Source organism: Arthrobacter sp. HLT1-20, assembly GCF_054510895.1.
In genome coordinates, this window is record NZ_JBTNDR010000025.1 from 21824 (window position 1) to 33731 (window position 11908).

Consider the following 11908-nt stretch of genomic DNA (forward strand, 5'->3'; position numbering starts at 1 on the left):
GTCCACCACAAGTCCTGACGATTCTGCTGACCTCCGCTGCGGGATGCGTGGTTACACAGCGATTCGTGTGGCCAAGGTCAGCACTCGCACAAACGCCGTCCGGTGCCGCGCTGCCGTGATTATCCCTGCAACCGGCTACATGCGGGCGTTGCGGGGCTTCGGCTGGCAGACCGGGCAACTGTAGGAGGATCTGTTCATGAACGTGTCCCGGCGAATTCTGGTGGACAAGCCCAGCCCGGCGCAGCGGTGGCAGGGTTCGCCTTCACGGCCATAGGCATTCAAGGAGCGGGAAAAATATCCTGAGGCCCCGTTGACGTTCACGTACAGGGAGTCGAAGCTGGTGCCGCCGGCATCCAGGGCCCTGGACATGACGTCATGGGCGGCAAGGATGATCCGTTCGGTGTCCGGCAGGCGCAGGGTGTCGGTGGGTCGGGCGTAGTGCATCCTGGCAGCCCACAGGGCCTCGTCGGCATAGATGTTGCCGATGCCGGAGACCAGCCCTTGATCCAGGAGCGCACGCTTCAAACCAGTCTTGCGGGCACGAAGTTTCTTGTGGAGCTCGTCAAGAGAAAAGTGTGGATCCAGGGGGTCGCGGCCTATGTGCGCGGCTTCGGCGGGGATCAGTGCCCAGCCGGGTTCTGAAGCAATCGCCCCGGATTCGGACCCTCCGGAAGCAGAGGCAAGCCCGCAGCCGCCCGGCGCGCCGTCCACAGTGGGCACCAGCGAGGTGACGAACAATCCACCAAAAATGCGCTGGTCAATGAATCGCAGTTCCTCGGGCGCATCGGCGCGGGGCGAAAAGGTCAACCGGACCTTGAGGTGCTTCTCCAGCGGCTGCTCCGGGGATTCCACCAGCAATTGCCCACTCATGCCCAGGTGCGCCACGAGGGCCGTATGCGGCGGAGCGGAAGAGCCCGGCGAATCAGTTAGCGGCATCCACAGGAACTTGCCGCGGCGCACCACATCCAAAACGGTGGTGCCCAGCAGGTTGCCGCGGAAATCTTCGGCGCCTAGGGTGTGACGGCGGATGGAGCGGGGATCAACCACTGAGACGCCGGTGATGCTGCGTCCAGCAATCCAGCGTTCAAGGCCGCGCCGCACCACCTCAACTTCGGGCAGTTCAGGCATTACTCTGCCGAAGCGGCTGCGGAAGCTGCGGCAGGTGAGCCGGCCGCTGAGGAGGTTCCGGCGTCGTTCTGGGGGAAGCGTTTCTCAAGCTCAATCCAGGCAACGGCGGCTGCCGAACGCTCGGCCTCCTTCTTGGAGGGGCCGGTGCCTGTGCCGTGGAGCTCGCCGCCGATGAGCAGTTGGGCGGTGAAGGAGCGGTCGTGGTCGGGACCCACGCCGGTGATTTGGTAGGAAATGGTGCCCATGTGCTGGGCTGCGGCGATTTCCTGAATGTTGGTCTTCCAGTCGGTGCCGGCGCCGAGAACAGCGGAATCCGCCAGCAGCGGGCCCACCAGACGCATGACCAGCTCACGCGCCACGTCGATGCCGTGGGTGAGGTAGGTGGCGCCGATCAGGGCTTCCATGGTGTCGGCCAGGATGGAGGATTTGTTCCTGCCCTTGGTCAGGCGTTCGCCCTGGCCCAGGTAGATGAACTCGCCAACGCCCAGGGAGCGCCCAATCGAGGCTAGGGCACGGGTGGAGACCACGGCGGAGCGGCGCTTGGCCAGCTCGCCTTCGGGAAGAGTGGGGTTGTCGCGGTAGAGCGCGTCAGTGACGGAGAACCCCAGGATGGAGTCGCCCAAAAATTCCAGGCGCTCATTGGTGGGGATGCCACCGTTTTCATAGGCGTAGGACCTATGCGTGAGGGCAAGACGAAGCGTCCCGGCATCAATACTGACACCGAGACGCTTCAAAAGCAGTTTCTGTCCGTCCGTCAGCTTCGGGGATTCCGTACCTGAGGACATGAGCAGCTCCTGCAATAATTATTAACCACTAAATCGAACGGCCGGTTGGCCGCACGGACGTCTTAGACGTCGGCAACCTTACGGCCCTTGTATTCCAAGAACAGTGCGGTGCCAGCTGAGTCGGTTACAACTCGTGCCTGGTGCGGCAAGCTGTAAACAACTTCGCCGTTTTCAATGGTCTTGACCAGAGCAGGCGCGGTGGCCTTCCACTGGGAACGGCGTGCGCGCGTATTGGCACGGGACATCTTCCGCTTGGGAACAGCCACGGCAAACTCTTTTCTCTCGATAACTTACGGACTCATGTCCGAAAGTAAAACTTTTTGCTAGTTTTCTTCGCCGGTAAAGCCCTGTAGGGCAGCCCATCGAGGATCTGAGACCTCATGATGGTGCCCCGGCTCATCCGCAAGGTGTATTCCGCATTCGGAACACAGACCCTCACAGTCTTCCCGGCACACCGGCTGGAACGGCAGGGCGGTTACCACTGCGTCCCGCAACACCGGTTCAAGATCGATAGAATCGTGCTCGACCCAACGTTGCTGATCTTCTTCTTGTTCAAGGATTTCCGCGGGCGGTTCCTCGTAGAAGAAAAGTTCTTGCACATCGACTTCGAGTTCATCCTCGAAGGTCTCCAAGCATCGTGAGCATTCACCTGTCACTTCGACAAGCACATTGCCCGACACCAGAATTCCTTCATGGACGGCCTCAAAACGGAGTTCCAGATCCAAAATGGATCCAGGCGTCGCGCCGATGAGCGGGGTGCCAAAATCTTCCGGCACAGGTATACGTTCTTCGAACTTCCACATGCTGCCCGGGCTGCGCCCAAGCTCCCTTACACCAATGGTGAGGGGCGTGCCATGGTTGGACTTGTTGCCCAACGTGGTTTCGCTAATGAGAACTCCTGTAAGAACATATGACCGACGCACCATCTTAGCCCGAAAGCTGACGGGCATCAAAACGAGCGGTACCAGACCAAATTGGCCTTATCCAGTCTACGACAGACTCCGGCTTAACAGCGACCCCACCCGCCCCAGCCGCGCGTGATGTAACTCTCAACCGCTCTTTTGTTGATGTTCGACGCCGGACACGCCGGGTTTCGCGGGCGGGCTTGCGCGTGTTCCCCACGGGTTTGGCACAACTCCTGCGTGCGGTTTGCTGCGAATGTGGCGCCACTCCTAGACTGGCGCCACATTCGCCCATAACCGTGCGCTGGCGTAGGAGTGAAGTTCACGAAATGCGGGCCAGGGAACAGCTAGCGCCGTGGCGGGACTATGGGAACGGGCCGCGTGTCCAGCCCCACGTCTCCCTGGAGGCGGCGCAACACGGCACGGGGCACAAAGTCGGCCACGTCCCCGCCCAAGGTATGAACTTCCTTAATCAGGGTGGAGGACAGGTGCAGGTAGCGACTGTCCCCCGGCAGGAACACCGTCTCAACCCCGGAGAGTTGCCGGTTCATGGTGGCCATGGGTAGTTCGTAGTCAAAGTCGGAGGAGGACCTCAGTCCTTTCACAATGGCTGAGACACCGCGGGCGTGGCAGTACTCGGAGAGCAGCCCCTCGCCCATGGGTTCCACCACAATTCCCGACAGTGCGGAGAACGTGGTTTTGGCCATTTCCAGGCGCTCATTGAGCGTGAAGCGGTAGTTTTTGGCGTAGTTGGTGGATACCGCCACGATGACCTCGTCAAAAAGTCCCGCGGCCCGGGCAATCACTTCAATGTGGCCCTTGTGGATGGGATCAAAAGATCCGGGGCATACAGCGCGTCGCATAGAGATGAATCTAGCCGACATCTTCACGTTCGCGCTGCTGTTTCTCCCATGTCCTAGCTATTTAGCCAAGCTACTGCCCGGTAGCGGGAGGCGGTGCCCCCACGCTTCCCGCTAGGGCGAAGGAGACGTGGCCGGTAACGTATTGAGGGACTACACAGTACGGATCAATTCACCGCCCGCCCACACGTTCCGCAGTGGCGGCTGGTTCTTCAAAGGAGCAGCAATGTCCCACCCATGGCAACGCACCGCGCAGGGCGCCAATTTGATGGGCCCTGACGGTTCCCTGGGTGTCACCATCTTTGAAGAGATCACCACCCTGGCTAATCAGCACCAGGCCATCAACCTGGGCCAGGGGTTCCCGGATGAGGACGGTCCGGTAGAGCTCAGCCGTCTTGCCCAGGAAGCCATCGCGCAGGGCAACAACCAGTACGCGCCGGGCAAGGGCATCCTGGATCTACGCACCGCTGTGGCAGAGCACCAGGACCGCTTCTACGGAATCACGCTGGATCCCGAGCATGAGGTCATTGTGACCACCGGCGCCACCGAGGCCATTGCAGCAGCCATCCTGGCCCTGACCGGTCCGGGAGAGGAGGTCCTCACCTTCGAGCCGTTCTACGATTCCTACGGTGCCATGATTGGCCTCAGCGGCGCCAAGCACACCACTGCCGCCCTGCTCGCGCCGGATTTCATGCCGGATGTGGCCACGCTGGAGCACAGCTTCAGCCCGCGCACCAAGATGGTCATCATCAACAATCCGCACAACCCCACCGGTGCCATGTTCCCGCTTGAGGTGTTGACTGAGGTGGTGCGCCTGGCCATCAAGTACGACGCCGTCATCCTCACCGATGAGGTGTACGAGCACCTCACCTTTGGCCCCACGCACATCCCCGTGGCCACGCTGCCGGGCGCGCGCGAACGGACCCTGACCATTTCTTCGGCCGGCAAGACGTTCTCGTTCACGGGCTGGAAGATCGGTTGGCTCTCCGGCCCGGCCGAGCTAGTGGCCGCGGCACGGACCGTCAAGCAGTTCCTCAGTTATTCCTCGGGCACGCCATTCCAGAGCGCCATTGCGGCCGGTCTGCGGCTGGAGGATGACTACTTCACCGACGCGGCAGCAACGTTGGCCCACAAGCGCGACATCCTGGGCGAGGGGCTGCGCGCGGCCGGTTTTGACGTGTACCTGCCCCAGGGCACGTACTTCATCAACGCAGACACCCAAAAACTCGGCATCACCGACGCCACGGCACTGGCCCGCAGACTGCCTGAGCTGATTGGTGTGGCGGCCATCCCCGTCCCCGTCTTCTGCCACCCCGAAGGCGCACACCGAACCCGCTCCCTGCTGCGCTTCGCGTTCTGCAAACAGGTTCCGCTGCTGGAGCAGGCAGCCGAACGCCTCGCCACCTTGAAGGACAAGGTCTAATGGCGCACAACAGCCGTTTCCTGCGCACCAGTGGCGTCCACGCCAGCATTGAGAAGGATCCCTGGCATGAGGACGCCTTTGTACTGAGCATTGACAATGCCGAGCAGTCGCACGTGAATCTGGCCGAGCCCGGCGAAGTTTTCTACGAGTACCTGCGCCGGATCGCCAACGCCGTGGACCTGCTCAAGCCGCCCGGCGAGACCATCACGGCCCTGCACCTGGGCGCCGGCGCACTGACACTTGCGCGGTACATCCAGGCCACCCGGCCGGGTTCGGTGCAGCACGCCGTGGAGTTGGAGCGCGAACTTCTGGACTTTGTGCTGGAGCAGCTGCCCATGCCGGCAGGCTCCGTCCTGACCAACCATGTGGGGGACGCCCGCGAGGAACTCGCCGCCCTGCCCGAGGGCCTGCTGTTCGACGTCGTCATTCTGGACATTTTCAGCGGTCCCGACGCACCGGCGCACCTGGCCTGCGCAGACTTTTACCGTGAAGCGGCCGCCTTGCTGGCGCCAGAGGGAATCCTTGCCGTAAATGTTGGTGACGAACCCGGGTTCACGCTGGTGGCCAGCCAGTCCAAGGCACTCCAGGAGGCCATGACAAGCGTGGCAGCTTATGGCACATCCATGCTATTTAGTCGCCGCTACCCCGGAAACATCATCCTGCTGGGCAAAAACGGTCCCTGGCCGCAGGGCTGGGCCCAAGCACTCGTAGCAGCGGGCCCGCACCCGGCCACTGTGCTGACGGGGGTTGAGCTGGACGATTTGACCGGCTAGCCCACCCATCCCAACGCTCTCGCAGCAATGGTCACATTATTCCGGACGCTCTCGCAGCAATGGTCACATTATTCCGGATGCTCTCGCAATGCGCGGCAGTTCTACAGCAGCGCCAGCACCGCCGCGGCGGAGAACTCCACCGGTGCGCCCGCCGCAATTGAGGCATAGGCGGCCTCGGCCAGCGCAACGGCCATGACGCCGTCGAGCGGGCTGACCCGGGCGGGCCCTCCCGAGGCGCGTGCTGCGGCAAACTCTGCAATCTGCAGGGTGTAGGGGCTGTCCGCCGGAGTCTGGGCGGGCAGGTAATCGCCCGGGATATTCCCCGCGGCGGGGCCCGCGGCGGCCACATCCGGCCACGAATAGAGCACGGTGCCATTGGGCGCCTCGATGCTGATCGACGTGCTGAAGGGCAAGCCGTCCGGACCCCACGCACCGGCAAGATGGCTGACGGCGCCGTTGACGTGCATCAAGGCCACCGTGGCTGTGACGGAGCGCGGCACCACTCCATCCGCGGAGGGCGGGTCCTGCACCGCATGGACGCGCTGCACCTCCCCGGCGAGCCAGCGGGCCTGGTCAATATCATGGATCATTTGGTCCCTGACGATCCCGCCACCCAGTGACTCGTTGAAGAACCACGAACCTGCTGCGGGGGCTGCGCTGGCGCGGCTCAGGCGCAGCACTGCCGGGACTTGTGTGGCGTCGGCGTCCAGCAGCTCGTTGGCCGCAGCATACTCCGGAAAGAACCGCACCACATGGGCCGGAAACAGCCGCACGCCGGCGTCACGGGCAGCGTTGGCGATCTCGGCTGCGCGCTGCGTAGTTTCCGCTAGGGGCTTTTCGCAGATCACGTCCCTGCCCGCGGCGATGGCGGCCAGGGCGTACCCGTGGTGGGTGGTGGTGGGGGTCAGGATGCTGACCATGTCACTGGCTACCAGCAATTCCGCCAAGGTGGCAACCTCGGCAATGCCGTATTTCTGCACCAGGTGGGCCGCACCGGAGCGTGAATAAATGCTGATGTGGGCGCCCTGCTGCTGCCAGCCGGCAATGTGGACGCCGGCTATGCCGCCGGCGCCGATGAGGCCAATTCTCAGTTGCGTCACAAAAAGTTCCTTAGCGTCCGTACGGGCGGGGATTGTGTTCCACACTACTGCGGCGGGAGCCCAGCAACGCTTGCGTGACGCGGCATACTGGGCTCATCGAAGGTGCGGGCCGGGAACGCCCCAGTGACGGCCGGGACCGGCTACTCGCCTGCCGGCTCCGCGAACCACAGGCGGGTTTCGCCGTATTTCTTCTCCGCAAAACGCCCAAGGGATTCTGGCCAGGTGGGCTCGGGCGTCCTGGCCGAGCGCTCCACCACAACCACTGCGTAGGAGCTCAGACGCGGCGCCAGCAGGGACAGCACCAGGGCCAGTTCCTCCTCCGTCAGGGGGTAGGGCGGGTCCATGAACACCAGATCCCATTGGTCCACGCCGGCCTCGGCCACCCGGGCCAGGAACGTTTCCACTTTGGAACGCTGCACTGTCACAACTTTGCTGCCAAGGACCTTGTTGACCAGCTGGGCGTTGAGTTGGCACACGGCCGCAGCCTTGTCATTGAACTCAACCAGCTCAACGGATTTAGCGCCGCGGCTGGCACTTTCCACGCCAAGGGAGCCGGATCCGGCGTACAGATCCAGCACGCGCACATCGGTGAGCATGTTCATGGATTCCAGCCGGGAAAACAGTGCTTCCTTGACTCTGTCGGTGGTGGGCCGGGTGCCGTCCCCCGGCACCGAGACCAGCACCGATCCGCCGGCGGCACCTGCCACGATGCGGCTCATGCGTGTGCCGTCCGGTGTACCACTGTGCTAGCCACGTTCAAGGAATGCCTCATTCTTTTCTGTCACATACATGTCTATTTCAAGCTTCAGGGCCGGATGAAATTCCAGCTCCGGGTCCTTGGCCACAATCTCGGTGGCGTCGGCCCTGGCCCGCGCAATCAGGTCCTCATCGCGGAGCACGCTCAGCACGCGCAACCCACTGTTTCCACCGGACTGCTTGGCCCCAAGGATGTCGCCTTCGCGGCGCATTTCCAAATCCTCCCGTGCCAGCACGAAGCCGTCAATGGTGGAGGCCACCACGTCTAGGCGCTTGCGGCTGGGGTGGTCCGGCTCCAGATTCGTGACCAACAGGCACGTCCCCGGGTACCCGCCGCGGCCCACCCGTCCGCGCAGCTGATGAAGGGAGGAAATACCAAATCTGTCGGCATCCAGAATCACCATGAGCGTGGCATTGTGCACATCCACGCCCACCTCGATGACGGTGGTGGAGACCAGAACGTCAACATCGCCGGCGGCGAAGGCGGCCATGGTGCCCTGCTTGTCCGGGGAGTCCATGCGCCCGTGCAGGACCTCGATGCGTTTGCCGGCCAATGCCGGGACGGTGCGTAAATACTGTACGACGTCGAGTACCCCTGCCATGGGGCGCGTGTCACCGCCGCTCGGGGCGATGTCGTCAGCGTCGGGGTCGTCGCCGATCTTGGGGCACACCACATAGACCTGATGGCCGGAGTCCACCTCTTCGCGGCAGCGCGCCCAGACCCGGGACTCCCAACTGGGGTGTTCAGCCAGCGGCGCCACGTGGGTGGTGATGGGCGCCCGCCCGGCCGGAAGTTCCGTGAGTTCGGAGACTTCCAGATCACCAAAGACAGTCATGGCCACGGTTCGCGGGATGGGGGTGGCCGTCATGACGAGCAGGTGCGGGGGCTTGAGTGCCTTGGCGCGCAGGGCGTCGCGCTGTTCCACCCCGAAACGGTGCTGCTCATCCACCACAATCAAGCCCAAGTCCGCGAATTGCACGTGCTCGGACAGGAGTGCATGGGTGCCAATCACAATGCCGGCTTCGCCGGAGGCTGCCGCGAGCAGTGCCTTCTTTTTGGCAGCCGCGGGCATGGAGCCGGTCAGCAGGGTCACGGCGGTGGCGTGCGGCCCGCCAAGCAGCGATCCCGCACCGAGGGTGCCCAGGAGCGCAGAAATGGAGTGCAGGTGCTGCGCGGCGAGCACCTCTGTGGGGGCCAAAAACGCGGCCTGCCCGCCGGCGTCAACCACCTGCAGCATGGCGCGCAGGGCAATTACTGTCTTGCCCGAGCCCACTTCACCTTGCAACAGTCTGTGCATGGGATGACCGGCGGCCACTTCGGCGGAAATCAGTTCACCGATCTCTAGCTGCCCGGCCGTCAGGGTGTACGGCAGCCGGGAGTCGAAGGCGTCCAGGAGCCCGCCCCGGACAGGTGGCCGGCCGGTGGCGTTTTGGTGCATCGATTCGAAGCGTTTCTGGGCCAGGGCGGTCTGCAGCGCCAGGGCTTCCTGGAAACGGAAGCGTTTGCGGGCTTTGGGCCAGGAGTCCATGTCCGTGGGTCTGTGGATTTCGCTGTAGGCATCCCACAGCGGCATGAGCCGCTCCCGGGCGGCAATGTGTTTGGGCACGGGATCCGGAATCTTCTCCAGGTCCAGTGCGGGCAGCAGCGCCTCGATGACTTTCTGGGTCTTCCAGCTGGGGAATTTGGCCGTTGCCGGGTAGATGGGCACGGGCTTGGCGGCCTGCACCTCAACCTCATGCTCGGCCAGTTCGTCGTCGGGCAGCAGGACATAGCCGGGGTTGGTCAGGACCTTGCTGCCGTTGTACAGGGACACCCTGCCGGAAAACATGGCCAGCACGCCGGCCTGCAGCTCCGCCTTGGCCTTGAACCCATTAAAGAAGCTGATTTTCAGTGATGACGGGCGCCCCGAATTATCCGTGATGACAACATCGCTGATGGTTCCCTTGCGGGTCTGCATGTACCGGGTGGAGAGGTTGACCACCCGGGCCAGAATGGTGACCTCCTCATCGACCACCAGCTGGTCAAGGTCGGTCAGGTCCCCGCGTGCCAGGTATTTCCGCGGGAACTGGTGGAGCATGCCGCCCACAGTGGTGATCTCCAGGGCCTTGGCCACCGACTTTGCCGTGGCGACGCCAACAAGCCTGGACAGTTCAAGGCTGAGATCGCGGTAGATCGGCTCAGATGAAGTCATGGGCGTCCTCGGTGGCATTGGCTGTCAGCGCCGAAATGCTCACATTGCTTGGATCACCCACAGCCTGGATTGCCTCAAGTGCCACGGCGGCTGAGGGCACGTGAACATGCAAACGCCACGGGTAGGCCCCGGTGGCGTCGGCTTGCTCGGACACGGCGCTCATGATCACCGAATCCCCCAGGCCATCGAGCTGGAACCGTAGTCCTGCTGCCGCCAGCGGCGTGAGTTGGATGGTGCACATGACCTCCACACCCTCCTGCTCCGGCATGGACACGGCAATGTTGGGATCTTGAACCTTGTAGCCTGACAAGCCGTCCAGCAAGTCCTCCTGCAACGGCTCACCCACAATCACCGAGCGCAAACAGTCAAGGATCAGCAACAGGCCAACGGCGCCGGAATCCACTACGTGGGCCTCACTCAGCACGCCCAGTTGGGACTCCGTCAACACCACGGCTTCACGGGCTGCCACCACTGCCCCGTCAATGGTTTGGGCCAGTGCCTGATTGGATTCATCACCGCTGAGGCTGGATTGCACCGACGTTGCCCCTTGGGCGGCCGCCTCCAACACGGACAAAATGGTCCCCGGCATAGGTTCGCTCAGGGCGCTCCAGGCCCGCAGTTGGGCCCGGTGCAGGGCAGCTGCCAGCAGGGGTCCACTCAGGCGCTGCGCACCGGCGAGCGGCTCGGCCAGTGCCACCAGGAAAACTGCCAACAGGGTGCCGGAGTTGCCGCGTGCCTGTTCCATGGCTGCGCGGCCGGCAACACTCACGGTGGCGCCCACGTCGGCGGGTTCCATTTCAGCCACCGCGTGGGCTGCCGCCTTGACCGTCAGGTACAAGTTTGTGCCGGTATCTGCATCCGCCACCGGGTAAATGTTGATGGCGTTGAGCCGGTCGCTGTGATTGGCCAGCGTTTGTTCAGCCATGGCCAACCAGCGGCGGACCACGGGCGCAGTTGCGGCGATCTTAGACTGCAAAATGATCCCATCCCACGGCGCCATCTGCGGCACCTTTGAAGTTCTGTCCGTCAATGGTCACTGCCAATCCGGCCGCGTCCAAGGACAGTACTGAGCCTATCCTAAGGAAGCCGCGCGGGAGCGTCACGCCCGCCGGGAATGTGGATAACAATCCATGGTCCTCGCCCCCCGTCAGCACCCAGGCAAAGGGGTCGGCAACAAGTGCGACGGCGCATTCCTCAAGGCCGCGGGCCACCCCCCGAAGCACTGTGCCATCCAAATCGAGAGTGACACCGCTGGCGGTGGCAAGCCTGGTGGCATCGCGCAACAAGCCGTCGGAAATGTCCATCATGGCGGTGGCCCCGGCCCGTGCAGCGGCGGCCCCCGCAGCCAAGGGCGGAAACGGGCGCGCAAACAGCTGGGCGGCATGGGCCAGTGCGGGGGTGAAGTCTGCAGCCGGAATGGTGCTTTCGTGCAGCGCCCAGCCGGCGGCCGAGAAACCCATATTCCCGCAAACAGCAATCTGGTCCCCCGCCCGGGCGCCACTGCGCAGCACGGGCGCCAGTCCGTCCAGGGAGCCCGTGACGGCAACAGTGACCACCAGTTCGCTGCCGCCGGAGAGGTCTCCCCCGGCCACCGAGCACTGCGGCGCACCAAGCGCAACAATCGCGGCACTCAAGCCGTCGGCAAAGTCCTCAACCCAGCACACCGGCGTCGTACCCGGCAAGGTGAGGCTGACAACCATGGCCGTGGCAACGGCTCCCATGGCGTTGATGTCGCTGAGGTTTTGCGCGGCCGCTTTCCAGCCGACGTCGAACCCGGAGGAGGCGCTGCCGTTAGGCCAGAGCAAACGGAAGTCCTTGTCCTGGACCTGGGTGTCAATGGAAATGACTGTCCGGCCGTCGGGTGCGGCAATGATGGCGGAATCGTCCCCCGGGCCCAGCAGCATGGAGCAACCTGTGTGCAGGCGCGGGAAAATCCGGGCCAGGAGCTCGGATTCGGAGAGTTGGGCCACTGTGAGGGTCATGCTTTAA

Annotated in this window: 12 protein-coding genes; 2 read left to right on the forward strand and 10 right to left on the reverse strand. The window is 63.5% G+C overall.

The window, feature by feature from the left end; all coding sequences use genetic code 11:
- Positions 1-135: 135 nt before the first annotated feature.
- The 5 genes from mutM to coaD form a co-directional block, all read right to left on the reverse strand.
- Positions 136-1128, reverse strand: coding sequence for a bifunctional DNA-formamidopyrimidine glycosylase/DNA-(apurinic or apyrimidinic site) lyase (gene mutM / locus ACX80Q_RS13305; protein WP_459331009.1), 993 nt, complete (start codon positions 1126-1128; stop codon positions 136-138).
- The gene (gene rnc / locus ACX80Q_RS13310; RefSeq protein WP_459331010.1) at positions 1128-1913 is read right to left on the reverse strand and encodes a ribonuclease III; all 786 of its coding nucleotides are present in this window, start codon (positions 1911-1913) and stop codon (positions 1128-1130) included. Before rnc ends, mutM begins: the two co-directional genes overlap by 1 nt.
- A gap of 62 nt (positions 1914-1975) precedes the next feature.
- Positions 1976-2179: a 50S ribosomal protein L32 gene (gene rpmF, locus ACX80Q_RS13315; RefSeq protein WP_062007003.1), complete on the reverse strand. Its 204-nt coding sequence runs from the start codon at positions 2177-2179 to the stop codon at positions 1976-1978.
- A gap of 57 nt (positions 2180-2236) precedes the next feature.
- Complete coding sequence (locus ACX80Q_RS13320) at positions 2237-2716, reverse strand: YceD family protein (protein WP_459331036.1); 480 nt, start codon at positions 2714-2716, stop codon at positions 2237-2239.
- Between the two features lie 446 nt (positions 2717-3162).
- Positions 3163-3678 (reverse strand): pantetheine-phosphate adenylyltransferase, encoded by a 516-nt coding sequence (gene coaD / locus ACX80Q_RS13325; RefSeq protein WP_459331011.1) that lies wholly within the window; start codon positions 3676-3678, stop codon positions 3163-3165.
- 223 nt (positions 3679-3901) lie between these two features.
- On the opposite strand from coaD, the gene ACX80Q_RS13330 reads away from it, so the two are divergent.
- Positions 3902-5098 carry an aminotransferase class I/II-fold pyridoxal phosphate-dependent enzyme gene (locus ACX80Q_RS13330; RefSeq protein ID WP_459331012.1) on the forward strand — a complete coding sequence of 399 codons (1197 nt, stop codon included), beginning with the start codon at positions 3902-3904 and terminating at the stop codon, positions 5096-5098.
- On the forward strand, positions 5098-5871 hold the full coding sequence (locus tag ACX80Q_RS13335; RefSeq protein WP_459331013.1) for a spermidine synthase: 774 nt from the start codon (positions 5098-5100) through the stop codon (positions 5869-5871). Before ACX80Q_RS13330 ends, ACX80Q_RS13335 begins: the two co-directional genes overlap by 1 nt.
- Positions 5872-5972: 101 nt before the next feature.
- Here the strand turns inward: ACX80Q_RS13335 and ACX80Q_RS13340 are convergent, their stop codons facing one another.
- The 5 genes from ACX80Q_RS13340 to thiL form a co-directional block, all read right to left on the reverse strand.
- A complete protein-coding gene (locus ACX80Q_RS13340; protein ID WP_459331014.1) occupies positions 5973-6971 on the reverse strand; it encodes a Gfo/Idh/MocA family protein in 999 nt (332 codons plus the stop codon).
- Between the two features lie 140 nt (positions 6972-7111).
- Positions 7112-7690: a 16S rRNA (guanine(966)-N(2))-methyltransferase RsmD gene (gene rsmD / locus ACX80Q_RS13345; protein ID WP_459331015.1), complete on the reverse strand. Its 579-nt coding sequence runs from the start codon at positions 7688-7690 to the stop codon at positions 7112-7114.
- A gap of 27 nt (positions 7691-7717) precedes the next feature.
- Positions 7718-9919 (reverse strand): ATP-dependent DNA helicase RecG, encoded by a 2202-nt coding sequence (locus ACX80Q_RS13350; RefSeq protein WP_459331016.1) that lies wholly within the window; start codon positions 9917-9919, stop codon positions 7718-7720.
- Complete coding sequence (locus tag ACX80Q_RS13355; RefSeq protein WP_459331017.1) at positions 9906-10919, reverse strand: DAK2 domain-containing protein; 1014 nt, start codon at positions 10917-10919, stop codon at positions 9906-9908. Before ACX80Q_RS13355 ends, ACX80Q_RS13350 begins: the two co-directional genes overlap by 14 nt.
- Positions 10885-11901, reverse strand: coding sequence for a thiamine-phosphate kinase (thiL, locus tag ACX80Q_RS13360; protein ID WP_459331018.1), 1017 nt, complete (start codon positions 11899-11901; stop codon positions 10885-10887). Before thiL ends, ACX80Q_RS13355 begins: the two co-directional genes overlap by 35 nt.
- Between the last annotated feature and the right edge of the window lie 7 nt (positions 11902-11908).

Coding starts and splice junctions, on each gene's coding strand:
- mutM (WP_459331009.1), bottom strand. CDS start 1,128: ATGCCTGAACTGCCCGAAGTTGAGGTGGTGCGGCGCGGCCTTGAACGC.
- rnc (WP_459331010.1), bottom strand. CDS start 1,913: ATGTCCTCAGGTACGGAATCCCCGAAGCTGACGGACGGACAGAAACTG.
- ACX80Q_RS13320 (WP_459331036.1), bottom strand. CDS start 2,716: ATGTGGAAGTTCGAAGAACGTATACCTGTGCCGGAAGATTTTGGCACC.
- coaD (WP_459331011.1), bottom strand. CDS start 3,678: ATGCGACGCGCTGTATGCCCCGGATCTTTTGATCCCATCCACAAGGGC.
- ACX80Q_RS13330 (WP_459331012.1), top strand. CDS start 3,902: ATGTCCCACCCATGGCAACGCACCGCGCAGGGCGCCAATTTGATGGGC.
- ACX80Q_RS13335 (WP_459331013.1), top strand. CDS start 5,098: ATGGCGCACAACAGCCGTTTCCTGCGCACCAGTGGCGTCCACGCCAGC.
- rsmD (WP_459331015.1), bottom strand. CDS start 7,690: ATGAGCCGCATCGTGGCAGGTGCCGCCGGCGGATCGGTGCTGGTCTCG.
- ACX80Q_RS13350 (WP_459331016.1), bottom strand. CDS start 9,919: ATGACTTCATCTGAGCCGATCTACCGCGATCTCAGCCTTGAACTGTCC.
- ACX80Q_RS13355 (WP_459331017.1), bottom strand. CDS start 10,919: ATGGCGCCGTGGGATGGGATCATTTTGCAGTCTAAGATCGCCGCAACT.
- thiL (WP_459331018.1), bottom strand. CDS start 11,901: ATGACCCTCACAGTGGCCCAACTCTCCGAATCCGAGCTCCTGGCCCGG.